The sequence below is a fragment of the Alicycliphilus denitrificans K601 genome, assembly GCF_000204645.1.
In the GTDB taxonomy this organism is placed as follows: domain Bacteria; phylum Pseudomonadota; class Gammaproteobacteria; order Burkholderiales; family Burkholderiaceae_C; genus Alicycliphilus; species Alicycliphilus denitrificans.
Window position 1 is genome coordinate 679,387 of record NC_015422.1, and the last position, 23,600, is coordinate 702,986.

Consider the following 23,600-nt stretch of genomic DNA (forward strand, 5'->3'; position numbering starts at 1 on the left):
GCACGGCAGCCACGCAGGCGACAACTCTATAATTAACGGTTCCGAGGAGCGTTGCAGCGTCCCCAGCTACCGGCGGGGCGTGAGGCTCGGAACCCATTCTTGCAACGACGCTCACCCACGCCAGTCCTGTGCGGTGAACGGTTCCATCCCCCGGGCGCGTGGCTTTTTCAAATCTTCTCAGAAGGAAGCCGCCATGAGCGCAGTTCTCAAAGCCTCCCCAGATTCGGCCATCGCCGACATTTCCCTGGCCGACTGGGGCCGCAAGGAAATCCGCATCGCCGAGACCGAGATGCCCGGCCTGATGGCCGTGCGCGAGGAATTCGCCGCGCAGCAGCCGCTCAAGGGCGCGCGCATCACCGGCAGCCTGCACATGACGATCCAGACCGCCGTGCTGATCGAGACGCTCAAGGCGCTGGGCGCCGACGTGCGCTGGGCCTCGTGCAACATCTTCTCCACGCAGGACCACGCGGCTGCCGCCATCGCCGCCACGGGCGTGCCGGTGTTCGCCGTCAAGGGCGAGTCGCTCGAAGACTACTGGGACTACACCCACCGCATCTTCGAGTTCGGCCCCAAGGGCTCGGCCGACGAAGGCCCGAACATGATCCTGGACGACGGCGGCGACGCCACCATGCTCATGCATCTGGGCATGCGCGCCGAGAAGGACCCGTCCGTGCTGGCCAACCCTGGCAGCGAGGAGGAGAAGATCGTCTTCGCAGCCATCCGCGCCAAGCTGGCCGAGGACGCCACCTGGTACAGCCGCAAGAGCGCCCGGATCATCGGCGTGACCGAGGAGACCACCACCGGCGTGCACCGCCTGAACGAGATGTCCGCCAAGGGCACGCTCAAGTTCCGCGCCATCAACGTGAACGACTCGGTGACCAAGAGCAAGTTCGACAACCTCTATGGCTGCCGCGAGTCGCTGGTGGACGGCATCAAGCGCGCCACCGACGTGATGATCGCCGGCAAGGTGGCCGTAGTCTGCGGCTATGGCGACGTGGGCAAGGGCAGCGCCCAGGCGCTGCGCGCGCTCAGCGCCCAGGTGTGGGTGACTGAGATCGACCCCATCAACGCGCTGCAGGCGGCGATGGAGGGCTACCGCGTGGTGACCATGGAGTACGCCGCGCCACGAGCCGACATCTTCGTGACCACCACGGGCAACCGCGACGTCATCACCTTCGAGCACATGCAGGCGATGAAGGACGAATCGATAGTCTGCAACATCGGCCACTTCGACAACGAGATCCAGGTCGCCAAACTGGAAGCCCATTGCCGGTGGGAGGAGATCAAGCCCCAGGTGGACCACATCACCTTCCCCGACGGCAAGAAGATCATCCTGCTGGCCAAGGGCCGCCTGGTGAACCTGGGCTGCGCCACGGGCCACCCGAGCTTCGTCATGTCCAACTCGTTCGCCAACCAGACGCTGGCACAGATCGAGCTGTACACGCGCCCCGACGCCTACGAGGCGGGCAAGGTCTACGTGCTGCCCAAGATCCTCGACGAGAAGGTGGCGCGCCTGCACCTGAAGAAGGTGGGCGCGCAGCTCACCGAGCTGACCGACGCGCAGGCCGCCTACATCGGCGTGAACAAGAGCGGGCCCTACAAGCCCGACACCTACCGCTATTGAACCAGGAGCTGCCGACGCAGCATCTACGCCATTTCAGATAGAAAAATATCTGAAACCGTCTGTAGATGAGCGCCAGCAGCTATTAAAACAAGAGAGGACAAGCGCCATGCGCGCCGACGTATTCCTGGTGGAAGGCGGCCACGCCGCCACCCGCTCGCAGGCCCAGCGCCTGATCGCCGCTGGCGTGCAGTGGCGCCTGGCCAGCAGCCTGCCCTGGAACAGGGTCGCCAAGAACGGCGACGACATCCCCGCGGGCGCCGAGCTGCAACTGCTCGACGCGGCGGAGGCCAAGTACCTCTCGCGCGGCGGGCTCAAGCTCGAAGGCGCGCTGGCCGCCACGGGCATCCAGGTCGCGGGCCTGCGCTGCCTGGACGTGGGCCAGAGCACGGGTGGCTTCACCGACTGCCTGCTGCAGCACGGCGCGGCGCAGGTCGTGGGCGTGGACGTGGGCCAGGGCCAGCTGCACGAGCGCCTGCGCGCGGACCCGCGCGTGATCGGCGTGGAAGGGCTGAACGCGCGCCACATGACGCCCGAAACCTTGCTGGAGGCCTGCGAGGAGGCCCTCAGCGAGCGCGTCGAGGCCGAGCCCGAGGACAACGACACCCAGCCCGAGGCACCCTACGCCTGGATGCGCAACGGCGGCCTGGTCGACGACGCATACGACGACAGCCAGGACGCCAAGGAGCACGAGATCGAGGCCTTCAAGGCCGAGCGCGCCACCAGGGCGCGGGAGCGCGCCGAGGGCCGGCTCGCCACCCTGCGCCGGCGCCTGCCCGGGCGCGAGGACGTGGCCATCCCGCAGGCGTTCGGCCTGGTCACCGGCGACCTGTCCTTCATCTCGCTGACCCTGGTGCTGCCGGCCCTGGTGCCGCTGCTGGCGCCGGGCGGCGACCTGCTCATGCTGGTCAAGCCCCAGTTCGAGTTGCAGCCCGGCCAGGTGGGCAAGGGCGGCATCGTGCGCGACGCCGACCTCTACGCCGAGGTCGAGCGGCGCATCCGCGCCTGCTGCGCGGATCTGGGCCTGCAGGTGATCGGCTGGCACGGCAGCGCCATCCAGGGTGGCGACGGCAACCGCGAGTTTTTCATCCATGCAAGGAGGGCGGCATGAGCCTGCCGGTGAGTTTCGAGTTTTTCCCGCCCAAGACGCCCGAGGGCGCCGACAAGCTGCGCGCCGTGCGCCGGCAGCTGTACGCGCGCGCGCCGCAGTTCTGCTCCGTCACCTACGGCGCGGGCGGCTCCACGCAGGAGGGCACCTTCGCCACCGTGCGCGCCATCATCGAAGAGGGCGTGGATGCGGCCTCGCACTTCTCCTGCATCGGCGCCACCAAGGCCGGCGTGCGCCAGCAGCTCGCCGAACTCAAGGCCATGGGCGTCAAGCGCCTGGTGGCGCTGCGCGGCGACCTGCCCAGCGGCTACGGGCTGGGCGGCGAATTCCAGTACGCGAGCGACCTCGTCGCCTTCATCCGCCAGGAGACCGGGCGTGACTTCCACATCGAGGTGGCCGCCTACCCCGAGATGCACCCGCAGGCGCGCAGCCCCGAGGCCGACCTGCAGGCCTTCGCCACCAAGGTGCGCGCCGGGGCCGACTCGGCCATCACCCAGTACTTCTTCAACGCCGACGCCTACAGCCGCTTCGTGGACGACGCGCGCCGCCTGGGCGTGGAGATCCCCATCGTGCCGGGCATCATGCCCATCACCGGCTCCTCGCAGCTGATGCGCTTCTCCGATGCCTGCGGCGCCGAGATCCCGCGCTGGATCCGCCTGCGCCTTCAGGGCTTCGGCGACGACATGGCCAGCATCCGCGCCTTCGGCCTGGACGTGGTCGGCCGGCTGTGCGAACAGCTCGTGCGCGCGGGCGCGCCGGGCCTGCACTTCTACACCATGAACCAGAGCGCGGCGACGCTGGCGCTCTGCGAGCGGATCGGGTGCTAGAACGGCACCGCCAGGCCGGGGCTGCTATGGTGCATGGCATGTCCCTGGTCCGGCCTTCCCTCCTGCGACGCCTGCTGCCGGCCGTCTGCGCAGCCGTGCTGGCAGGCTGCGCCGTGCAGCAGCCGCAGCCAGCGGCCAAATCCGCCCCTCCCACTGCCGCCCCGCCAGCGCCTGCCGCCGCGGCAGCGCCTCCCGCCCGGCCGGCGCCCCGCGAGCCGGCGCTGCGCATGAAGCCCGAGCGCCGACCCGGCGAAGGCTCGGGCGCGCCGGCCCTGCGTGCACCCGAGCCCGAGGCGCCGGTGCTGCTCGCCAGCGGCCAGGCATCCTGGTATGCCGACAGCCTGCACGGGCGGCGCACGGCCAACGGCGAGCGCTACGACCGCGAGGAATTCACGGCCGCGCACCGCAGCCTGCCCTTTGGCGCGCGCCTGTGCGTGCGCAGCCTGGTCAACGGCCGCACGGTCATCGTGCGCGTGAACGACCGCGGGCCGTTCACGCCCGGGCGCATCATCGACCTGAGCCGCGCCGCGGCAGAGGAGCTCGGCATGGTGGGCCTGGGCATCAAGCCGGTGGAGCTGTGGCAGCTGGGGGCAGACGACGAGGCCTGCCCCGAAAGCCTGGAGCCGGCCGCCCAGGGCTCGGGCCTGGGGCTGGACGCCGAGGCCGCCGCCAAGGCGCTGCAGCAGCCCGCGCCCAAGGCGAAGGCGCCAGCCGCGCGCAAGCCGCGGCGCAACAAGCGCCGCTGACTACGGCGCGCCGCCCTCCAGCGTCCAGGCTGCGTGCCGGTCCTGGGCCAGCAGCTCGGCCATCTGCGGCAGGGCCGCGCGCAGCGCGGCATCGAGCGTGAAGGGCGGGTTGATCAGGAACATGCCGCTGGCCGGCAGCCCGGGCCGGCGGCCCGGCGCGGTGCCAGCCGGCGCCGTCTTGCCGGACTTCACCGTCAGCGTGGCGTGCAGCCAGGACTTGCCGGCCTTCTGTGCCAGGGTCTTGAGCCGGCGCGGCAGCTCATGCGCCTCGGGCCGAGGGATGATGGGATACCAGACGGCGTACACGCCCGTGGCGAAGCGCTTGAGCGCATCCTGCAGCATGTCCTGCACGCGCGCGTAGTCGCTCTTTATTTCATAGCTGGGGTCGCACAGCACGAGCGCCCTGCGGCTTGGGGGTGGCAAGAACTGCCTGGCGCCCTCGAAGCCGTCCTGCGCCAGCACCGCCACCTGGCGGCCGGCATCGAGCTGGGCCACATTGCCCGCCAGGGCGCGCGCGTCCGTGGGGTGCAGCTCGAACAGCTTGAGCCTGTCCTGGGCGCGCAGCAGGCGCTGGGCGATGAAGGGCGAGCCGGGATAGACGCGCGTGGCCTCGCCCTGGTTGAAGGCGCGCACCATGTCCACGTAGTCCTGCAGCGCCGGCGCCAGCGCGGCGGGCGCGGCAGGCGGGACCAGGCGCAGGATGCCGTCCGCTGACTCGGCGCTGGTGCTCGCGTAGTCCCCGTCCAGCCGGTACAGGCCCGCGCCGGCATGTGTATCCAGCACGGTGAGAGCCGCGTCTTTCTGTAGAAGATGTTGCAAAGTGGCGATGAGCACCGTGTGCTTGAGCACGTCGGCGTGATTGCCTGCATGGAAGGCGTGGCGATAGCTGAACATGCGCCCAATGGTAGCGAGCCGCATGCGCTCGCCGTCATGGCCGAGTGATGTTTTTGGCCGACAGATGCGCTTTGTTGCCGACCGCGGCGGCGGCCTGCGCCATCATGGCGGCCCTTGACCGTCTGCCGGCGCATCGACCATGGGCGTGCGCGCGAGCCGCGCTTCCCACCTTGCCAGCCATCGCACCCATCCCCGCCCCCATGTCCGCCGTTCCCCGTCCCAGCCACGCCGATGCCTTGCCGCCGGGCACGCGGCTCGGCGAGTTCGAGGTGCAGGCCCTGCTGGGCGTGGGCGGCTTCGGCATGGTCTACCAGGCGTTCGACCATTCCCTGCAGCGCTGCGTGGCCATCAAGGAGTACATGCCCGCGTCGCTGGCCGGGCGCGCGGACGGGCATTCGCTGTGGGTGCGCTCCTCGTCGAACGAACAGTCGTTCCAGGCGGGCCTGGCCTCGTTCGTGGACGAGGCGCGGCTGCTCGCGCGCTTCGACCACCCCAGCCTGGTCAAGGTGTTCCGCTTCTGGGAGGCCAATCACACGGCCTACATGGTCATGCCCCTGTACCGCGGCATGACGCTCAAGCAGGCGCGCGCCCACATGCGCACGCCCCCGCCCGAGGCCTGGCTGCGTACGCTGCTGTGGTCGGTCACGAGCGCGCTGCGTGTGCTGCACGACGGGCAGACGCTGCACCGCGACATATCGCCGGACAACATCTTCCTGCAGGACCACGGGCCGCCGGTGCTGCTGGACCTGGGTGCGGCGCGCCACGCGATCGGCGGCGGCAGCCATGGGCATGCGGCCGTGCTCAAGGTCCATTACGCCCCGCTGGAACAGTACGCCGACGCGTCGGCCGAGCTGGGGCAGGGCCCCTGGAGCGACCTGTACGCGCTGGGCGCCGTGGTCCACGGCTGCCTGTGCAACGACACGCCGCTGCCCGCTACGCTGCGCGCCGTGCGCGACCGCATGGTGCCGTTCCCGCGCGTGGCGCGCACGGTGCGCAGGCAGTTCGGCATCGAATACTCGCGCCCCTTCGTCGAGGCCATCGCCCAGTGCCTGGCGCTGCAGCCGCAGGAGCGGCCGCAGTCCGTCGCCGACTTCGTGCAGGCCATGGGCATGGCGGAGGCGCCCGCGGGGCTGGAGTCCTTCGACTTCCGGGACGCGCTGGGCGACATCTGGGTCGAGCCGCAGAGCAAGGACGCCCAGGGCGTGGCCGTGCCCATGATCGACGCCATGACGCTGTCGCAGCCGCAGTCCGCGCCGCTGGCGGTATCCGCCGCGCAACGGGCGGGCGAGGCTTCCACCGCAGTGGCGGATGCCGGTGCCGCGCCGGCGTTCGCCGACACGCAGGTCGCGCCGCCGCCCTCGCGCGAGCGCCCGCCGCGGCGCCGGCACCGCGTGCGCGCCCAGGGCCGCGGCCATGGGACTGCGGCGGGGCAGCCAGGCAAGGCGGACATCTCTTCGGGCGCGGCGGCGCAGGTGCACCGCACCGGCGGGCAGGCGCCGATGATGTGGGCCATGGCCGGGTCCGTGGCCGCCATGGCCCTCGTGGGCAGCCTGTGGTGGATGCAGCGCGAGCGCGCGCCGCACCGCACCCCGGAGAGCGAGATCATCACCGAACTGGCGGAGCCGGCGCCGCCCCCGGGGCTGATGCGCGCGACGCACGAGGTCACCGCCAGCGCCCTGCTTCACCCCGCGGACATGGGGCTCGCGCCGGCCGCTGAGGTGGCCAGGCCCATGCCCGCGCGCCGCGAGGGCGAGATCCCCGCCCCGCCGCCCGCGCCCGTGGCCGTGCAGCAGGCCATGCCCGCGCCAGCGCCGCCCGCACCGCGCGCGGCGCCGCCGGGGCCGGACGAGGCATGCGCGTCCGCGGGTTTCTTCGCGCGGCCCATGTGCATCCACCGGGAATGTCAGAAGGCCGGCATGGCGCGCCACCCCGTCTGCGTGGAAAACCGCCTCAGGCATGAGGAGCAGGAACTGCAGCGCCAGCTTTACGCGCAATAGACCTGCGCCGCGTGGTTTCGTATAATGGCAGGCTTCGCAGCGATTTTTGGTCCCGCGGCGGAGCATGCACCCACCTAAGAGGCTCCCGCCAGAGGAGCACCGACCGTGGAAAAGGACCGTCAAACCCTCTCAGAAGAGAAACTCATGACTACTTTCAGCGCAAAGCCCGCTGAGGTCGTGCACGAGTGGTTTGTGATTGACGCCACCGACAAGGTGCTCGGACGTGTCGCCAGCGAAGTGGCACTCCGTCTGCGCGGCAAGCACAAAGCCATTTACACGCCTCACGTCGACACCGGTGACTTCATCGTCGTCGTCAATGCATCCAAGCTCAAGGTCACCGGCACCAAGTCGCTCGACAAGGTGTACTACCGCCACTCGGGCTACCCCGGCGGCATCACGGCCACCAACTTCCGCGACCTGCAGGCCAAGCATCCCGGCCGCGCCCTGGAAAAGGCCGTCAAGGGCATGCTGCCCAAGGGCCCCCTGGGCTACGCCATGATCAAGAAGCTGAAGGTCTACGGCGGGGCGGAGCATCCGCACAGCGCCCAGCAGCCCAAGCCCCTGGCAATCTAAGGAGCCGAGATGATTGGTGAATGGAACAATGGCACCGGCCGTCGCAAGTCCAGCGTCGCCCGTGTGTTTCTGAAGAAGGGCTCCGGCAAGATCACGGTGAATGGCAAGGACATTCAGCAGTACTTCGGCCGCGAGACCTCGATCATGATTACCAAGCAGCCGCTGGTGCTGACCGGTAACGTCGAAGCCTTCGACATCCAGATCAACGTGCACGGCGGCGGCGAATCCGGCCAGGCCGGCGCTGCCCGCCACGGCATCACGCGCGCCCTGATCGACTATGACGCAGCGCTCAAGCCCCAGCTCAGCGCCGCCGGCTTCGTGACCCGCGACGCCCGCGAGGTCGAGCGCAAGAAGGTCGGCCTGCACTCCGCACGCCGCGCCAAGCAGTTCTCCAAGCGCTGATCCGCGCAGGTTCTGCCCATCCACAAGGCCACCCTCGGGTGGCCTTGTGCTTTCCAGGGGCCACCAAAAGGCCCCATGGACTCTGGCGGCAAAGCCGCAGGCCCCCCGGCTGCCAGGCAGTTTGCAGTAGCATCCATCCAGTTCTTGAACATTGGAGCAATCCATGAGCGCCGTTGCCACCCCCGCCGATACCGAAATGCCCGCACCCATCCTCTTCACTGACAGCGCGGCGGCCAAGGTAGCCGAGCTGATCGCCGAGGAGGGCAACCCCGACCTCAAGCTGCGCGTGTTCGTGCAGGGGGGCGGCTGCTCGGGCTTCCAGTACGGCTTCACATTCGACGAAATCACCAACGAGGACGACACCACCATGACGAAGAATGGCGTGTCGCTGCTCATCGACGCCATGAGCTACCAGTACCTCGTGGGCGCCGAGATCGACTACAAGGAAGACCTGCAGGGCGCGCAGTTCGTCATCAAGAACCCCAATGCCGAGACCACCTGCGGCTGCGGTTCGAGCTTCTCGGTCCAGGATCAGTGACCGCGGGGTCCCTCCCTCAATGAAAAAAACCGCCCGAAGGCCTAGCCGTTCCGTTAAGGAGTTGCTAAGCGCCCGCCGGAACCTCATTGATTGCCCTCCAGCCTCGCGCTGTGAGGAGCTTTCTTCTGGGGCTCAATGAGTTGCCGGCGCCCGCTGGCGAGGCGGTTCGCCAGGCACGAAGTAGAGGATGTCTTCCTCTGCCACGGGGCCTGGGCGTGCGAGGTTGCTTTGCATGGGAAAGATTTCCCCGCAAAGCAGGCATTTGAGGCTTGGGAGTGACCTCCCTGTCGCCCCGACGATGCAATCGCCCGGCATCGGCTCGGCGCCGCCTCCGAACGGTCGACCTCGCTTACGGTCATGCAGCGGCGCCACCCCAAAGTTCAGGCAGCAGGGGTTCTTGCAATGGTTGACCTGGATGCCGGCGGCCGTCGGCGGATACCGCCACGGCCACTTCTTCAGCCTCCCAGACCCTGAAGGAGATTTTTCTTCTGACAAAAAAGGGCTCCAGTCCAAGACTGGAGCCCATTCTGTAACAATCAGCAGAGCCTTAGCAACCCCTTAACGGAACGGCTAGCCCGAAGGCGGTTTTTTTCATTGCCGGCAAACTGGAATCAGGCAGGGTAGATGGCACCGAGGATGCGCGCGCCGCGGGCACCGGTCACGCTGGGCAGGTTGGCCGCCTCTCCCGCCATGCACTGGCGCGCCAGCCAGGCGAAGGCTGCAGCCTCCACCTGCAGCGGCGGCAGGCCGTGGCACCCCGAGTCCTCGACGCCGACACCCGGCAGCAGCGCCTGCAGGCGCTCCATCAGGTACTGGTTCAGCGCGCCGCCGCCGCAGACGATGAGCAGCCCGCACTCGGGCGCGTGGCGCCGCAGCTCCTGGGCGCAGCTCCGGGCGGTGAATTCGGCCAGCGTGGCCTGCACGTCCTGCGGACTGGCGTCGCCGCTTCCCGTGCCGTCCAGCTGCCGCGCCAGCCAGCGGGGGTTGAACAGGTCGCGTCCCGTGCTCTTGGGTGGGGGGGCGGCCAGGAAGGGCTCGGCCAGCATGGCGTGGAGCAGGGCGCCAATGGGCCGGCCGCTGCGGGCCCAGGCGCCCGCCGCGTCGTAGGGCCGGCCCGTGTGGCGCTCGCACCAGTGGTCCATGAGGGCGTTGGCGGGGCCGCAGTCGAAGCCGAGCACGCCGCCGCCGGCGCGCAGGATGCTCAGGTTGGAGATGCCGCCCAGGTTCAACACGGCCACCGTGCGCCCCGCTTGGCCGAACACGCCCTGGTGGAAGGCGGGCACCAGCGGCGCCCCCTGGCCGCCGGCGGCGACGTCGCGGCTGCGGAAGTCCGCCACCACGGTGATGCCCGTGCATTCGGCCAGCAGGGCCGGGTTGTTGAGCTGCAGCGTGTAGCCCGTGCCGCCGAAGGCCTGGGGCCGGTGGCGCACCGTCTGGCCGTGGGCGCCTATGGCGTGCACCGCCTCGGGGGGCAGCCCGGCCTGCGCGAGCAGGCCGTGCACGAGCCCGGCATAGCCGCGCGCCAGGGCATTCGCGGCCAGCGCGGCGCGGTGCAGCTCGTCGTTGCCGCTGGTATTGAGGGCGAGGAGTTCTGCTCTTAAATCAGGAGCTAATGGGGCAGACCCATGAAGCGCTACCCGGCATTTTCCCTCTGAAAACTCGGCCAGAACCCCATCGATGCCGTCGAGCGAGGTGCCCGACATCAGCCCGAAGTACCACCGCGCCCGGCTGTCCACTGGTGGGCGGCGCCTTTATTCGGCGCTGGCCTGCATGATCTGCTCGGCCGAGGACAGCTGCACGCGCATGTTCGCCGCCAGGCGGTCGAACGCGGGGCGCGCGGCTACCGGCACGGGCTGGGCGGACTCGCTTTCGCGGGCGATGGTCATGGGGTCGCGGTGCTCGCCGTTGACGCGGAATTCGAAATGCAGGTGCGGGCCCGTGGCCCAGCCCGTCGCGCCCACGGCGCCGATCTTCTGCCCCTGGTCCACGGCCTGGCCTTTCTTCACGTCGATGCGGCTCAGGTGGGCGTAGACGGTGACATGCTGGTTGCGGTGCTTGACGTAGATCACGTTGCCATAGCCGTTCTGCACGCCGGCGAAGTCCACCACCCCGTCGCCCACGGTGCGCACGGCCGTGCCCGTGGGGGCAGCGAAGTCGGTGCCCAGGTGGGCGCGCCAGGTCTTGTGGATGGGGTGCAGGCGCATGGCGAAGCCGCTGGAGACGCGTGAGAACTCGACCGGAGAGGTCAGGTAGGCGCGGCGCATGCTCTGCCCGTCCAGCGTGTAGTACGAGCCCTTGCCCGCGCCGGGGGGCTGGAACCAGATGGCGCTGTAGGTCTTGCCACCATTCTGGAATTCGGCGCTCAGCACGCGGCCGCTGCGCAGCGGTTCGCCGTCGGCCTCCAGGGTCTCGTAGACCACGGAGAAGCGGTCGTCCTTGCGCAGCGCGCGGCGGAAGTCGATGTCGCCCGAGAACACCTCGGCCAGTTGGATGGCCACGGCGTCCGGGATGCTGGCCGCGTCGGTGGCGGCGAAGAGCGAGCTGCGGATGATGCCGCCGGCGAGCCGGCTGCCCACGGTGAGCGGCGCCGTCTCGGTGCGCGAGGCGAAGCTGCCGTCGCCCTTGCGCTCGACCACGAGGCGCTGGAACTGGCTGCCTTCGTCCGGCGCCCAGCGCGCCGTCAGGCGCACGAGGCGGTGGTCGTCGGTGGTCTCGGCCGAGATGGACCGGCCCGAGCGGCCCAACAGCTGCTGGCGCACAAGGCCGTCGCCGCGCAGGAACGCTGCGGCCGCCGGATCGGCGACGCCCAGGCGCTGCAGGATGCTTTCGGCCGTGTCGGAGCCGCGCGTGGTGTCGGAGCGGTACAGCGCGAAGGGCGGCATGTCCACCAGCGACGACAGCTGCTCGTCGCCGGCCAGCGACTGCACGGGCAGGGACACGGTGGTCACGGGCAGGTCGGCCGGGTCCGGCGCGAACGAGGCCACGGCAAAGGCGCCGCCGCCGCCGGTGAGCAGCAGGGTCGCCACGGCGGCGGTGATGCGTTTCGGATGTTTTTGAACGGATTGCTTGAGCCGGTCGAGCAATAACAGGCAGGCGGTGGTCAGGCCGTTGTTCAAGAGTGTTACCCCAGGCATAGGTGCCTCCAGGCCCGGGCCGGGGAGGGCGTGAGGGCGGGAAGCACCAGGAATGTCGTTGCGCTGCGGAGGGTGGTCGGCGCCAGGCGGGGGCGGGCCACTAGAATCCGCTGCTTGAAAGTGCCCGAGAGTATAGTCCCTGGGGCTTTGGTGACACCCCAAAAAACCCTTATGAATCAATCTGCTGTTACAACATTCCCGGTCACCGATGAGGTAGGGCGGGCGCTCGAAGTGTCCCTGCGCGGCGTCGATGAGCTGCTGCCCAGGCAGGAGTGGGTGCAGAAGCTGGCGCGCTCGCAGGCCACGGGCCAGCCGCTGCGCATCAAGCTGGGGCTGGACCCGACGGCGCCCGACATCCACCTGGGCCACACGGTAGTGCTCAACAAGATGCGCCAGCTGCAGGACCTGGGGCACCAGGTGATCTTCCTGATCGGCGACTTCACCACGCTGATCGGCGACCCCTCGGGGCGCAACAGCACGCGCCCGCCGCTCACGGCCGAGCAGATCAAGGTCAACGCCGAGACCTACTACACCCAGGCCGCCAAGGTGCTCGACCCGGCGCGCACCGAGATCCGCTACAACAGCGAGTGGAGCGACGCCCTGGGCGCGCGCGGGATGATCGAACTGTCGGCCAAATACACGGTGGCGCGCATGATGGAGCGCAACGACTTCCACCAGCGCTTCACCGACGGCAGCTCGATCAGCCTGCACGAGTTCCTGTACCCGCTCCTGCAGGGCTACGACTCGGTGGCGCTCAGGTCCGACCTGGAGCTGGGCGGCACGGACCAGAAGTTCAACCTGCTCATGGGGCGCCATCTACAGCAGGAATACGGCCAGGAGCCGCAGTGCGTGCTCACCATGCCGCTGCTGGTGGGGCTCGACGGGGTGGACAAGATGTCCAAGTCGAAGAACAACTACATCGGCATCACCGAGGACGCCAACACCATGTTCGCCAAGGTGCTGAGCATCTCGGACGCGCTGATGTGGGACTGGTACACCCTGCTGTCGTTCAAGAGCCTGGCCGAGATCGCCGCGCTGAAGAAAGAGGTGGAGGCCGGGCGCAATCCCAAGGACGCCAAGGTCATGCTGGCCAAGGAGATCACGGCGCGCTTTCACAGCGCGGCCGCGGCCGATGCGGCGGAGCAGGACTTCAACAACCGCAGCAAGGGCGGCATTCCCGACGAGATTCCCGAGCTGAGCCTGTCCGGCGCGCCGCTGGGCATCGGCGCTCTGCTCAAGCAGGCCGGCCTCGCGCCCTCGACGAGCGAGGCCAACCGCCTGATCGACGGCGGCGGCGTGCGCGTGGACGGCGGCGTGGTGAGCGACAAGGGCCTCAGGCTCGGCGCGGGCACCTACGTGGTGCAGGTGGGCAAGCGCAAGTTCGCGCGCGTGGCGCTGGGCTGATTTATAGAAAATCGGCCTCTAGCGCTTGCCAGCAAAGCGCTGGCAGCTATCGAAACCGTAGTCAATCCGGCTCGCCCACGGCGGCGCGCGTGGCCTCGGCCTGCAGCAGAAGCCAGGCGCGGAAGGCCTGTACCTCGGGCCGCTCGCCGCTGCGCGGGCCCATCACCAGCCAGTAGGCCAGCGGCGCGTCGAGCCGGTGGCCGGGCAGCACTTCCACCAGATCGCCCGCTGCCAGGCTTTGCGCGACGAGTGGCATGCGCGCGAGCGCCAGCCCCTGGCCTGCCAGCGCCGCCTGCGCGATCTGCTGTGCGTAGTTGAGGTACAGCCAGCGCTGCGGCTGCAGGCCGCCCAGGCCGTTGGCCTCGAACCAGCGGCCCCAGGTGATCCAGTCGAAATAGGGCTGGCGGTGCGCGTCGCCCGCCTCGATGAGCGCGAAGCGCGCCACGTCGGCCGGCTGGCGCACGGGCGGCATGCTTTTGAGCAGCCAGGGGCTCGCGACCACGGCGAGCTGCTCGCCGAAGAGCCGCTCGGCCCCCGGAGCGGAGCCGCCGGGCGTGGCCCAGCGCAGAGCCAGATCGACGTCGGCGGTGTCCAGATCGACCACGCTGTCGCTGGTGTCGATGCGGATGTCGATGTCGGGGTGCGCGCACTGGAACTCCTCCATGCGCGGGATCAGCCACATCGAGGCGAAGCTCGCCCAGGTGGCGATGGCGACGCTGCGCCGCCCGGCCATCTGCCGCACCTGGCGCACGGCGGCGTCCAGCCGATCGAGCGCGGGCGCCACGGCGCGGTGCAGCTGCACGCCCGCGCCGGTCAGTTCCACGGCGCGCGTGTGGCGCAGGAACAGGGGCACGCCCACCTCGTCCTCCAGCGCCTGGATCTGGCGGCTCACGGCGGATTGCGTCAGGGCCAGTTCGTCGGCGGCGGCGCGGAAGTTCAGGTGCCGCGCGACGGCAAGAAACGCGCGCCAGTGCCCCACGGCGACGGGGCGGGTGCGCAGGTGAGAGGGGGAGGGCATGGCGGACATGCTAGCCGGATAATCCACGCTTTCGCCGCAAGCGCATCCATCTCCATCCCAATGACGCAACTCGACATCATCATCATGGCCGCGGGCAAGGGCACGCGCATGAAAAGCCGCATTCCCAAGGTATTGCAGCGCCTGGCCGGGCGGCCCCTGCTGCACCACGTGCTGGACCAGGCGGCCAGCCTGCAGGCGCGGCGCGTGGTGGTGGTGACGGGCCATGGCGCTACGGAAGTGGAAGCTGCCTGCGCAGGCGGGGCGGGCCTTAGGGCCGGTTTTGACCTGCAATGCGTGCGCCAGGAGCCGCAGCTGGGCACGGGCCATGCCGTGCAGCAGGCCGTGCCGCGGCTGGCGGGCGACGGCACGGTGGTCGTGCTCTCGGGCGACGTGCCGCTCACGCAGGCCGCCACGCTGCGCGCGCTGGTCGAGGCGTCGGGCGGCGAGCGCCTGGCGTTGCTCACCGTCGGCCTGCCCGACCCGTCCGGCTACGGGCGCATCGTGCGCGGCGCCGGCGGCACGGTGCTGCGCATCGTCGAGCACAAGGACGCGAGCGAGGCCGAGCGCGCCATCGGCGAGGTCTACAGCGGCATCATGGCCGTGCCCGCGCGCCTGCTCGCCGCCTGGCTGGCGCGCCTGACCAACGACAACGCCCAGGGCGAGTACTACCTCACCGACGTCGTCGCCATGGCCGTGGCCGACGGCGTGCCCGTGGTGGCGCACCGCATCACGGATGCGCTGCAAGTGGCCGGCGTGAACAGCCCGGTGCAGCTGGCCGAGCTCGAACGCGCGCACCAGCAGCGCCAGGCGCAGGCATTGATGGAACAGGGCGTGCGCCTGGCCGACCCGGCGCGCTTCGACCTGCGCGACGACGCGCGCGGCGGCAGGGCCCAGCTGGTCTGCGGGCAGGACGTGGAGATCGACGTGGGCTGCATCTTCACCGGCCGCGTGGAGATCGGCGAGGGCGCGCGCATCGGCGCCTACTGCCACATCGGCAACGCCGTCATCGGCGCGGGCGCGGTGATCCACCCCTTCACCCACATCGACGGAGAGAAGGCCGGCGCCAGCGTGGGCGAGGGCGCGCTCGTGGGCCCCTTCGCGCGCCTGCGCCCCGGCGCGCAGCTCGGGCGCGAGGTGCATGTGGGCAACTTCGTCGAGATCAAAAACTCCCAGCTGGCCGACGGCGCCAAGGCCAACCATCTGGCCTACCTGGGCGACGCCACGGTGGGCGAGCGCGTGAACTACGGCGCGGGCAGCATCACCGCCAACTACGACGGCGCCAACAAGCACCGCACCGTGATCGAGGCGGACGTGCACGTGGGCAGCAATTGCGTGCTGGTGGCGCCCGTCACGATCGGCGCGGGCGGCACGGTGGGCGGCGGCTCCACCATCACCAAGGACACGCCGCCGGGCGCCCTGAGCGTGGCGCGCGGCAAGCAGGTGAGTATCGCGGGCTGGAAGCGTCCGGCCAGGCAGGCCAAATGACGGCGGAAGGCGGCGCGACGCGCGGCGGCACCGCGCAGGACCGGCTGCAGGCCGAGCTGGATGAGGCACGCCGCCAGATGGCCGCCATGGCGGCCGCGCACGAAGCGTTTCTGCGCGGCGTGTCGCACGACCTGCGCGCGCCGCTGCGCCACGTGACCTCCTACGGCGCGCTGGTGCGCGAGCTGCTGCAAGAGCTGCCGGCCCAGTATCCCCAGGTGGAGGAGGCGCTGGGCTTCCTGGCCACCATGGATGCCTCCGCGCGCCGCATGGGGCTGATGATCGACGGCCTGCAGGCCATCGCGCGCGCCGGCCGCGTGCCGCTGCGGCTGCAGGCGGTGGACCTGGGCGCCGCCGTGCAGCAGGCGCGCGCGCTGCTGGGCGGCGCCGGCGACGGCGTGCAGTGGGACGTCGCGCCCGCCATGCCGGCCGTGCGGGCCGATGCCGAGCTGTTCGGCCAGCTGCTCGCCCAGCTGCTCGGCAATGCGCTCAAGTTCACGCGCGGCATGGCGCAGGCGCGCATCGCCGTGCACGCCGAGCCCGATGGGCAGGGCCGCGTGCGCATCACCGTGCAGGACAACGGCGCGGGCTTCGACGGCGCGCGCGCGCAGCAGCTGTTCGGCGTGTTCCAGCGCATGCACCGCGAGGCCGACTTCGAGGGCGTGGGCGCCGGCCTGGCGCTGTGCGCGGCGATAGCGCAGCGCCATGGCGCCACGATCACCGCGGCGGCCGCGCCCGGCGCGGGCTGCAGCATCCGGCTCGACTGGCCGGGCGCCGCGTAGTGCGCCCGGCGGATTCGTTCACACCTTCTCAGGGCATCAGGCCCAGCCGCGCCTCCAGCTGGTGCAGGCGCTGACGCAGGGCCGACACCTCTTCGATCAGGTCGGCTGTGAGCGCGGCCAGCTCGGGGTCGGCGTCGAAGGTCGATTCCAGCCGCGCCAGGCGGCGCGCGCGTACCACGGTGGCGCTGGTGAATTGCCAGTGGCCGCCCGCCTGTTCGCCGTGCAGCAGGCCGGCCTCCAGCCGTTCGATCACCCAGCCGGGCGCCATGCAGCACGAGCGCGCAAGGTCGTCCAGCGTGAGGCGGGCCTGTTCGTCGAGCAGCTCGGCCAGGGCGTTGTCGAGGAAGTTGGGCGTCGTGGCCATGTTCAGGCTCCTTGCGTGCCGTGCGCGGCGCGGGGCTGGAATTGCGGGAAGGCTTGGGCAAAGGCGCGGTAGGCCTGCTGCTGCGCCGGCGTGGCGGCGGCGGGCAGGCTCACGTGCAGCTCCAGGTACAGGTCGCCGGGCGTGGCGGCGGGTATGCCGCGCCCTTTCAGGCGCAGCTTGCGGCCGCTTTTCCAGTGCGGCGGCACGGTCACCTCCACGGTGTTGCCCCCGGGCGTCTGCACCTCGATGGCGCCGCCCAGCTCCGCCTCCCACGGGGCCACGGAGACGGACTGGTACACGTCGCGGTCTTCGGCGCGCCAGCGCGCATCGGGCTTGAAGCGCACCTCCAGGAACAGGTCGCCCGCCGGCGCGCCGCCCAGGCCCGGGCCGCCCTGGCCGGTCAGGCGGATCAGCTGGCCCTCGCGCACGCCCTTGGGGATGGTCACCTGCAGCTGGCGCTCTTCGTTGACGAGGTGGCCGCCTTCGTCCAGCCGCGCGCCGTGCAGCGTCAGCGTGCGCTGGGCGCCGTGGTAGGCGTCGCGCAGGTCCAGCTCGATGCTGGCGTGGTGGTCGCGTCCGCGCTGGCGGGGTTGCTCCGCGCCGCGGGCCTGGGCGCCGCCTCCGCGCTGGGCGCGCTGTGCCCGGGCCGCGTGGCCGAAGAGCTGCTCGAAGAAGTCGCTGAATTCGGCGCTGTCCATGCCTTCGGCGCCGGGGGCGCCGGTGAACTCGAAACCGGCGTCCCAGTTCGGTGGCGGGCGGAAGTCCTGGCCGGGGCGGTGCGGCGCCTCGCGGCCCAGGGAGTCGTAGGCCGCGCGCTTCTTGGGGTCCGACAGCACGGCGTTGGCCTCGTTCACCTCGGCCATGCGCGCGGCGGCGTCGGCCTCCTTGCTCACGTCCGGGTGGTACTTGCGCGCCAGCTTGCGGTAGGCCTTCTTGATGTCGGCGGCGCTGGCGTCGCGCTCCACGCCGAGGATTTTGTAGTAGTCCTTGAACTCCATGCGTCCTCCATGCTTGGCATCACCGTGCGAGAGTGGGGGCGATGGAGCGCAAGGTCAAGTACCGCACGATGCGGTGCTTTCATTTTCGTAGCTGTAGGCGCTTGTCAGGAAAGCGCTACAGGCAGTTTTGTCTCGAATTTTGCACGGTGCGTGGCGAAGAAGGCCTTGACGTTGCGCACGTTCGCATCCTGGGTGAACAGGCGCTGCGACAGCGCCAGGTAGCCGGGCATGTCGCGCGCATGGACGACGAGCACGAAGTCCGGCCCCGGCGATACGCGCCAGCATTGCTGCACCGCCGGGTCGGCCACGGCGCGGGCCTCGAACGCGGCGAGGTGCTCGGCGCCCTGGCGGTCCAGCGAGACCTCGACGATGGCCGTGAGTCCGTGGCCCTGCAGCGCGGCCAGCCTGTCGGGCTGCAGCAGGGCCACCTGGCGCTCTATCAGGCCCGACGCCTGCAGCCTGCGCACGCGGCGCAGGCAGGTGGGGGGCGAGACGTGCACGCGCTCGGCCAGGGCCTGGTTGCTCAGCGATGCATCGCTTTGCAGCAGGTCCAGCAGTTGCAGGTCGATGGCATCTGGCGTGAAATCGTATTCCATATGATTGCCATATTCGAATGAATATTGCATTCATTATCTTTGATGAAAGATTTCTACAAAAATATGGAAAACTAGGTCAGAAATTTCTTCCGGCGTTCCCTAGCATCACGCCCATTCATCGGCAGGAGTCTTTCATGTGCGGCATCGTCGGCGCGGTATCCACGCGCAACATCGTTCCCATCCTGGTACAGGGCCTGCAGCGGCTTGAATACCGCGGCTACGACTCCTGCGGCGTGGCCGTGCACGAGGCCAGCCTGGGCGGGCAGCCCGCGGGCGGCCTGCGGCGCGCACGCAGCACGGCGCGCGTGGCCGAGCTGCTGGCGCAGGTGGCCCACGACGGCCTGCAGGGCGCCACCGGCATCGCCCACACGCGCTGGGCCACGCATGGCGCGCCGGCGGTGCACAACGCCCACCCCCACTTCAGCCACGGCGCCGGCGAGGCGCCGGCCGATGCCGCGCGCGCCGGCCGCGTGGCCCTGGTGCACAACGGCATCATCGAGAACCACGAGGAGCTGCGCGCGCAGCTGCAGGCGCGCGGCTATGTGTTCTCCAGCCAGACCGACACCGAGGTCATCGCCCACCTGGTGGATAGCCTGTACGACGGTGACCTGTTCCAGGCCGTGCGCAGCGCCGCCGGGAAGCTACGCGGCGCATTCGCCATCGCGGTGATCCACAAGGACGAGCCGCACCGCGTGGTGGGCGCGCGTGCGGGCTCACCGCTGGTGCTGGGCGTGGGCGACGGCGAGAACTTCCTGGCCAGCGATGCCATGGCGCTGGCCGGCGTCACCGACCAGATCGTGTATCTGGAGGAGGGCGACCTGGTGGACCTGCAGCTGGGTCGCTACTGGATCACCGGGCCCGACGGCCAGCCGTTGCCTGCGGACAGCCGCCCCGTGCGCACCGTGCATGCGCACAGCGGCGCGGCCGAGCTTGGGCCCTACCGCCACTACATGCAAAAGGAGATCTTCGAGCAGCCGCGCGCCATCGCCGACACCCTGGAGGGGTTGCAGGGCATCGCCCCCGAGCTGTTCGACGGCGCGCCCCGGCACGGCCAGCCCGGCGCGGCGGCCTGGCGCGTGTTCAAGGAGATCGACTCCGTGCTCATCCTCGCCTGCGGCACCAGCTACTACAGCGGCTGCGCGGCCAAGTACTGGCTCGAATCCATCGCCGCCATCCCCACGCAGGTGGAGGTTGCCAGCGAATACCGCTACCGCACCAGCGTGCCCAACCCGCGCACGCTGGTGGTGACCATCAGCCAGTCGGGCGAGACGGCCGACACGTTGGCCGCGCTGCGCCACGCGCAGGGCCTGGGCATGCGGCATACGCTCACCGTCTGCAACGTGGCCACCAGCGCCATGGTGCGCGAGTGCCAGCTGGCCTACGTCACGCGCGCGGGCGTCGAGATCGGCGTGGCCTCCACCAAGGCCTTCACCACGCAGCTCGCGGGCCTGTTCCTGCTGACCCTGGCGCTGGCGCAGGCCAAGGGCCGCCTCTCCGAGGAAAGCGAGGAGCAATACCTCAAGGCCATGCGCCACCTGCCGGCGGCCCTGCAGGCCGTGCTGGCGCTGGAGCCGCAGGTCATCAGCTGGGCCGAGGACTTCGCGAAGATGGAGAACGCACTGTTCCTGGGCCGCGGCATCCATTACCCGATCGCGCTCGAAGGCGCGCTCAAGCTCAAGGAAATCAGCTACATCCATGCCGAGGCCTACCCCGCGGGCGAGCTCAAGCACGGCCCGCTGGCGCTCGTCACCAGCAGCATGCCCGTGGTCACAGTGGCGCCCAACGACGAGCTGCTGGAAAAGCTCAAGAGCAACATGCAGGAAGTGCGCGCGCGCGGCGGCGTGCTGTACGTGCTGGCTGACGCCCGCACCAACATCGAGAGCAGCGAAGGCGTGCATGTGATCCGCATGCCCGAGCACTACGGCCTGCTGTCGCCGCTGCTGCACGTCGTGCCCCTGCAGCTGCTGGCCTACCACACGGCCTGCGCGCGCGGCACCGACGTGGACAAGCCGCGCAACCTGGCCAAGAGCGTGACGGTGGAGTGACCGGCACGCTCCGGGGCGGCGGCTTGATCGTAAAAATAAACTCTGTAATGTAAAAATTAACTCTGTAAATTTTGCATGGAGTTCAGTCGCTGGGGGAGTTTTTCGTTTGAAGGAAAGTCCCCGTTGGCAAGGTGTCAACTACTCCTGAACGCGCCTGCACTGAAATTTGCTTCTCTGAAAAGTGATGTTTCGTCGCAATTAGTCAGTTGACCGTTTCAGGCTGGCAGCCGTCATTCACACGTCAGTCCATGAACGACTGCATCACTCGACAACGGACGCTGGACGCCTTCATCAACGTGACACGACTGTCATGGTCACTTGTCGACAGCAGCGCCACGAAGGCGCATCTTCATGAACCATCCGAGAGACTCGTGCGCACCATGCGCTATAGCTGAAATAGCCCTCTGAAAGCGCGCATCGAAGCACCCTTTGACTCGCATCCGGTTCCAATCTGCGAGAGCATGGACAATTACCAAGCGTGCGAGAAAAAGGGGGCGAAATGAGCGTGGCGAGCGTGATCTCAACGGGGGGAGCTGGGGGCGACTTCGAACGACGGGTTGGCGCCTATTTTCTGGGTCTGCTGCTCACGAAGTCGTTCATGCCTGTTGATTTCCACGCAAAGCTGACCCACCATTTCCATCGAATCTTGACCCACCCTGGTTCGTGAGCTTCACGCTCACGTTGTGGATAAGTTCTTGGTCGCCTTCTCCTTCTTGGTGGTCTGTGGTGGTTGCTGTGCGGAGCTATTCTTGAACCGGTAGCTGTCATTGCCGGTCTCAAGAATATGGCAGTGATGCGTGAGCCGGTCCAGCAGCGCCGTGGTCATCTTGGCATCTCCGAACACATTGGCCCACTCGCTAAAGCTCAGGTTGGTGGTGATCACGACGCTCGTGCGCTCGTACAGCTTGGACAGCAGGTGGAACAGCAAGGCTCCTCCTGACGTGCTGAATGGCAGGTAGCCCAGTTCATCCAGGATCACCAGATCGGCATAGGCTAGGCGGTGCGCGATCTGCCCCGGCTTGCCCTGGGCCTTCTCCTCTTCCAGTGCATTGACCAGCTCCACCGTGGAGAAGAACCGCACCCTGCGGTGATGGTGCTCAATGGCTTGCACCCCGAGGGCTGTGGCGATGTGGGTCTTGCCCGTACCCGGTCCACCCACCAGCACCACGTTGTTGGCGTTCTCCAAGAATTCGCAGCGGTGCAACTGGCGTACCAATGCCTCGTTCACCTCGCTGTGGCTGAAGTCAAACCCAGCCAGGTCCCGGTACGCAGGGAACCTGGCCACCTTGAGTTGGTAGGCCACAGAGCGCACCTCCCGCTCGGCGGTCTCGGCCTTGAGCAGTTGGGACAGGATGGGCTGCGCTGCGTCGAAGGCCGGCGCACCTTGCTCAGCCAGTTCCGCAACCGCCTGGGCCATGCCGTGCATCTTGAGCTCGCGCAGCATGATCACGATGGAAGCGATGGCAGGGTCATGACGCATAGCGCACCTCCCTCAATTGGTCATAGCGCAGCACGTTGGCCTGGGGTTCCACAGACAGCTTGAGGGCCTGGGGCGAGGTGACCGGTGCTGGGGCGGGCTTACCGTCCAGCAGGCGGTGCAGCACGTTCAGGATGTGGGTCTTGCTGGCAGCCCCTGACTCCAGTGCCAACTCCACTGCAGCGAGCACAGCTTGTTCATCGTGGTGCAGCACCAGAGCCAGAACCTCCACCATCTCTCGGTCGCCGCCTGGCTGCTTCAAGAGGGCGGCCTGCAGGCGCTTGAAGGCTGCTGGCAGTTCCAGGAATGGAGCACCATTGCGCAAGGCCCCGGGCTTGCGCTGCAGCACTGCCAGGTAGTGGCGCCAGTCGTACACGGTCTGTCCCGCACCATGGTGGTTACGCTCGATCAGGCGCTGATGCTCGCACACGATCTGGCCTTCGGCGGCGACCACCAGGCGATCGGCGTAGACCCGCAGGCTCACCGGCCGATTGGCATAAGGCGCCGGCACGCTGTAGCGGTTGCGCTCGAAGTGGACGAGGCAGGTGGGTGAGACGCGTTTGGTGTGCTCCACAAAGCCATCGAAGGGCCGGGGCATTGGCATCAAGTCGTTCTTCTCCTCGGTCCAGATGTCCGCGACGGTGCCCGGCAGCTTGCCGTGCTCGATCTCGTGCCACAGCGCCACGCAGCGCTCTTCAAGCCATGCATTGAGATCGGGCAGGCTTGGGAATGGCGGCACTACCTGCCACAGGCGATGGCGGGCATCGCGCACGTTCTTCTCCACCTGGCCCTTCTCCCAGCCCGAAGCAGGATTGCAGAACTCGGCCTCGAACAGGAAGTGGCTGACCATGGCCGCAAAGCGCGCATTGACGTCGCGCTCCTTGCCACGGCGCACCCGGTCTACGGCGGTGCGCATGTTGTCGTAGATGCCACGGCGGGGCACACCGCCCAGGACTGCGAATGCATGGTTGTGGGCATCGAACAGCATCTCGTGCGTTTGCAGCGGATAGGCGCGCAGGTAGAACGCTCGGCTGTGGCTGAGCTTGAAGTGGGCTACCTGCAGCTTGGTGCGCACGCCGGCGAGAACAGCCCAGTCCTCGCTCCAGTCGAACTGGAAGGCCTCACCCGGACCGAAGGCCAGGGGAACGAAGGTGCCGCGGCCAGTGGTCTGCTGGGCCACAAGGCGCTGCTCGTGCCAGAGGCGGGCAAAGGCCGCTACGCGGTTGTAGGAGCCGCCATAACCGAGCGCCTGCAGATCCACGTACATCTGCTTGACGGTGCGGCGCTGCTTGCGGGATCGGCCAGCTTCCGTCTTGAGCCAGCCAGCGAGCTTCAAGGCGAAGGGATCGAGCTTGGATGGACTGACCCGCTTGGCATAGTGCGGCTCGGCCTCGCCTACGCGCAGGTACTTGCGGATGGTGTTGCGCGAGAGGCCCGTGCGGCGGGCTATCTCCCGGATGGACAGCTGCTCTCGCAGGGCCCAGCGCCTGATGACACTCAGTGTTGCCACGTCTATCACTCCTGGTCTCCTGCTGCTCAGCAAAGCAGCAGGTTAGGGTTAGTACGTGGGTCAGGTTTGGATGGAAATCCCGGG

Annotated in this window: 21 protein-coding genes and 1 riboswitch; of the genes, 12 read left to right on the forward strand and 9 right to left on the reverse strand. The window is 68.8% G+C overall.

The window, feature by feature from the left end; genetic code table 11:
* Positions 1-37 precede the first annotated feature (37 nt).
* Positions 38-120, forward strand: a riboswitch (S-adenosyl-L-homocysteine riboswitch).
* Positions 121-193: 73 nt separating this feature from the next.
* From ahcY to ALIDE2_RS24825, 4 genes are all read left to right on the forward strand, one after another.
* Positions 194-1,624: an adenosylhomocysteinase gene (gene ahcY / locus ALIDE2_RS03270; protein ID WP_013517598.1), complete on the forward strand. Its 1,431-nt coding sequence runs from the start codon at positions 194-196 to the stop codon at positions 1,622-1,624.
* Between the two features lie 106 nt (positions 1,625-1,730).
* Positions 1,731-2,732 (forward strand): TlyA family RNA methyltransferase, encoded by a 1,002-nt coding sequence (locus tag ALIDE2_RS03275; protein ID WP_013721386.1) that lies wholly within the window; start codon positions 1,731-1,733, stop codon positions 2,730-2,732.
* Positions 2,729-3,556 (forward strand): methylenetetrahydrofolate reductase [NAD(P)H], encoded by an 828-nt coding sequence (gene metF, locus ALIDE2_RS03280; RefSeq protein WP_013517600.1) that lies wholly within the window; start codon positions 2,729-2,731, stop codon positions 3,554-3,556. The genes ALIDE2_RS03275 and metF overlap by 4 nt, the downstream gene beginning before the upstream one ends.
* A gap of 38 nt (positions 3,557-3,594) precedes the next feature.
* Positions 3,595-4,302, forward strand: coding sequence for a septal ring lytic transglycosylase RlpA family protein (locus ALIDE2_RS24825; RefSeq protein ID WP_049787114.1), 708 nt, complete (start codon positions 3,595-3,597; stop codon positions 4,300-4,302).
* Here ALIDE2_RS24825 and ALIDE2_RS03290 read toward each other — a convergent pair whose 3' ends face one another.
* A complete protein-coding gene (locus ALIDE2_RS03290) occupies positions 4,303-5,196 on the reverse strand; it encodes a 23S rRNA (adenine(2030)-N(6))-methyltransferase RlmJ (protein WP_041700590.1) in 894 nt (297 codons plus the stop codon).
* A gap of 200 nt (positions 5,197-5,396) precedes the next feature.
* Between ALIDE2_RS03290 and ALIDE2_RS03295 the strand changes: the two genes are divergently transcribed.
* The 4 genes from ALIDE2_RS03295 (at position 5,397) to erpA (ending at position 8,706) form a co-directional block, all read left to right on the forward strand.
* On the forward strand, positions 5,397-7,193 hold the full coding sequence (locus ALIDE2_RS03295; protein WP_013517603.1) for a serine/threonine protein kinase: 1,797 nt from the start codon (positions 5,397-5,399) through the stop codon (positions 7,191-7,193).
* A gap of 144 nt (positions 7,194-7,337) precedes the next feature.
* Positions 7,338-7,766: a 50S ribosomal protein L13 gene (rplM, locus tag ALIDE2_RS03300; RefSeq protein ID WP_041700593.1), complete on the forward strand. Its 429-nt coding sequence runs from the start codon at positions 7,338-7,340 to the stop codon at positions 7,764-7,766.
* Positions 7,767-7,775: 9 nt separating this feature from the next.
* The gene (rpsI, locus tag ALIDE2_RS03305) at positions 7,776-8,168 is read left to right on the forward strand and encodes a 30S ribosomal protein S9 (RefSeq protein WP_013517605.1); all 393 of its coding nucleotides are present in this window, start codon (positions 7,776-7,778) and stop codon (positions 8,166-8,168) included.
* 163 nt (positions 8,169-8,331) lie between these two features.
* Positions 8,332-8,706 carry an iron-sulfur cluster insertion protein ErpA gene (erpA, locus tag ALIDE2_RS03310; RefSeq protein WP_013517606.1) on the forward strand — a complete coding sequence of 125 codons (375 nt, stop codon included), beginning with the start codon at positions 8,332-8,334 and terminating at the stop codon, positions 8,704-8,706.
* Positions 8,707-9,317: 611 nt separating this feature from the next.
* On the opposite strand, the gene ALIDE2_RS03315 is transcribed toward erpA, so the two are convergent.
* Complete coding sequence (locus tag ALIDE2_RS03315; RefSeq protein WP_013517608.1) at positions 9,318-10,442, reverse strand: anhydro-N-acetylmuramic acid kinase; 1,125 nt, start codon at positions 10,440-10,442, stop codon at positions 9,318-9,320.
* A 15-nt stretch (positions 10,443-10,457) separates the two neighbouring features.
* On the reverse strand, positions 10,458-11,822 hold the full coding sequence (locus tag ALIDE2_RS03320) for a M23 family metallopeptidase (RefSeq protein WP_174764541.1): 1,365 nt from the start codon (positions 11,820-11,822) through the stop codon (positions 10,458-10,460).
* Between the two features lie 189 nt (positions 11,823-12,011).
* Between ALIDE2_RS03320 and tyrS the strand changes: the two genes are divergently transcribed.
* Complete coding sequence (gene tyrS, locus ALIDE2_RS03325) at positions 12,012-13,244, forward strand: tyrosine--tRNA ligase (protein ID WP_013517610.1); 1,233 nt, start codon at positions 12,012-12,014, stop codon at positions 13,242-13,244.
* Positions 13,245-13,305: 61 nt separating this feature from the next.
* Here tyrS and ALIDE2_RS03330 read toward each other — a convergent pair whose 3' ends face one another.
* On the reverse strand, positions 13,306-14,271 hold the full coding sequence (locus ALIDE2_RS03330) for a LysR substrate-binding domain-containing protein (RefSeq protein WP_013721388.1): 966 nt from the start codon (positions 14,269-14,271) through the stop codon (positions 13,306-13,308).
* A 51-nt stretch (positions 14,272-14,322) separates the two neighbouring features.
* Here ALIDE2_RS03330 and glmU point away from each other — a divergent pair, with 51 nt between their 5' ends.
* On the forward strand, positions 14,323-15,747 hold the full coding sequence (glmU, locus tag ALIDE2_RS03335) for a bifunctional UDP-N-acetylglucosamine diphosphorylase/glucosamine-1-phosphate N-acetyltransferase GlmU (protein WP_013517612.1): 1,425 nt from the start codon (positions 14,323-14,325) through the stop codon (positions 15,745-15,747).
* Entirely contained in the window at positions 15,744-16,526 is a 783-nt protein-coding gene (locus ALIDE2_RS03340; protein WP_013721389.1) for a sensor histidine kinase, read from the forward strand. The genes glmU and ALIDE2_RS03340 overlap by 4 nt, the downstream gene beginning before the upstream one ends.
* A 28-nt stretch (positions 16,527-16,554) precedes the next feature.
* On the opposite strand, the gene ALIDE2_RS03345 is transcribed toward ALIDE2_RS03340, so the two are convergent.
* From ALIDE2_RS03345 to ALIDE2_RS03355, 3 genes are all read right to left on the reverse strand, one after another.
* Positions 16,555-16,890, reverse strand: a complete 336-nt coding sequence (locus ALIDE2_RS03345) for a chaperone modulator CbpM (RefSeq protein ID WP_013517614.1) — start codon at positions 16,888-16,890, stop codon at positions 16,555-16,557.
* Between the two features lie 2 nt (positions 16,891-16,892).
* Positions 16,893-17,888, reverse strand: a complete 996-nt coding sequence (locus tag ALIDE2_RS03350; protein ID WP_013721390.1) for a DnaJ C-terminal domain-containing protein — start codon at positions 17,886-17,888, stop codon at positions 16,893-16,895.
* Between the two features lie 104 nt (positions 17,889-17,992).
* Positions 17,993-18,484 (reverse strand): Lrp/AsnC family transcriptional regulator, encoded by a 492-nt coding sequence (locus tag ALIDE2_RS03355; protein ID WP_013517616.1) that lies wholly within the window; start codon positions 18,482-18,484, stop codon positions 17,993-17,995.
* A gap of 134 nt (positions 18,485-18,618) precedes the next feature.
* On the opposite strand from ALIDE2_RS03355, the gene glmS reads away from it, so the two are divergent.
* Positions 18,619-20,529, forward strand: a complete 1,911-nt coding sequence (glmS, locus tag ALIDE2_RS03360; RefSeq protein ID WP_013721392.1) for a glutamine--fructose-6-phosphate transaminase (isomerizing) — start codon at positions 18,619-18,621, stop codon at positions 20,527-20,529.
* Positions 20,530-21,205: 676 nt separating this feature from the next.
* Here the strand turns inward: glmS and istB are convergent.
* On the reverse strand, positions 21,206-22,009 hold the full coding sequence (istB, locus tag ALIDE2_RS03365; protein ID WP_005800888.1) for an IS21-like element ISThsp10 family helper ATPase IstB: 804 nt from the start codon (positions 22,007-22,009) through the stop codon (positions 21,206-21,208).
* Complete coding sequence (gene istA, locus ALIDE2_RS03370; protein WP_013721393.1) at positions 21,999-23,525, reverse strand: IS21 family transposase; 1,527 nt, start codon at positions 23,523-23,525, stop codon at positions 21,999-22,001. The genes istB and istA overlap by 11 nt, the downstream gene beginning before the upstream one ends.
* Between the last annotated feature and the right edge of the window lie 75 nt (positions 23,526-23,600).

What these genes read in the sequence shown, in the direction of transcription:
- ahcY (WP_013517598.1), top strand. Translation starts at nt 194, where the DNA reads ATGAGCGCAGTTCTCAAAGCCTCCCCAGATTCGGCCATCGCCGACATT.
- ALIDE2_RS03275 (WP_013721386.1), top strand. Translation starts at nt 1,731, where the DNA reads ATGCGCGCCGACGTATTCCTGGTGGAAGGCGGCCACGCCGCCACCCGC.
- metF (WP_013517600.1), top strand. Translation starts at nt 2,729, where the DNA reads ATGAGCCTGCCGGTGAGTTTCGAGTTTTTCCCGCCCAAGACGCCCGAG.
- ALIDE2_RS24825 (WP_049787114.1), top strand. Translation starts at nt 3,595, where the DNA reads ATGTCCCTGGTCCGGCCTTCCCTCCTGCGACGCCTGCTGCCGGCCGTC.
- ALIDE2_RS03290 (WP_041700590.1), bottom strand. Translation starts at nt 5,196, where the DNA reads ATGTTCAGCTATCGCCACGCCTTCCATGCAGGCAATCACGCCGACGTG.
- ALIDE2_RS03295 (WP_013517603.1), top strand. Translation starts at nt 5,397, where the DNA reads ATGTCCGCCGTTCCCCGTCCCAGCCACGCCGATGCCTTGCCGCCGGGC.
- rplM (WP_041700593.1), top strand. Translation starts at nt 7,338, where the DNA reads ATGACTACTTTCAGCGCAAAGCCCGCTGAGGTCGTGCACGAGTGGTTT.
- rpsI (WP_013517605.1), top strand. Translation starts at nt 7,776, where the DNA reads ATGATTGGTGAATGGAACAATGGCACCGGCCGTCGCAAGTCCAGCGTC.
- erpA (WP_013517606.1), top strand. Translation starts at nt 8,332, where the DNA reads ATGAGCGCCGTTGCCACCCCCGCCGATACCGAAATGCCCGCACCCATC.
- tyrS (WP_013517610.1), top strand. Translation starts at nt 12,012, where the DNA reads ATGAATCAATCTGCTGTTACAACATTCCCGGTCACCGATGAGGTAGGG.
- ALIDE2_RS03330 (WP_013721388.1), bottom strand. Translation starts at nt 14,271, where the DNA reads ATGTCCGCCATGCCCTCCCCCTCTCACCTGCGCACCCGCCCCGTCGCC.
- glmU (WP_013517612.1), top strand. Translation starts at nt 14,323, where the DNA reads ATGACGCAACTCGACATCATCATCATGGCCGCGGGCAAGGGCACGCGC.
- ALIDE2_RS03340 (WP_013721389.1), top strand. Translation starts at nt 15,744, where the DNA reads ATGACGGCGGAAGGCGGCGCGACGCGCGGCGGCACCGCGCAGGACCGG.
- ALIDE2_RS03345 (WP_013517614.1), bottom strand. Translation starts at nt 16,890, where the DNA reads ATGGCCACGACGCCCAACTTCCTCGACAACGCCCTGGCCGAGCTGCTC.
- ALIDE2_RS03350 (WP_013721390.1), bottom strand. Translation starts at nt 17,888, where the DNA reads ATGGAGTTCAAGGACTACTACAAAATCCTCGGCGTGGAGCGCGACGCC.
- ALIDE2_RS03355 (WP_013517616.1), bottom strand. Translation starts at nt 18,484, where the DNA reads ATGGAATACGATTTCACGCCAGATGCCATCGACCTGCAACTGCTGGAC.
- glmS (WP_013721392.1), top strand. Translation starts at nt 18,619, where the DNA reads ATGTGCGGCATCGTCGGCGCGGTATCCACGCGCAACATCGTTCCCATC.
- istB (WP_005800888.1), bottom strand. Translation starts at nt 22,009, where the DNA reads ATGCGTCATGACCCTGCCATCGCTTCCATCGTGATCATGCTGCGCGAG.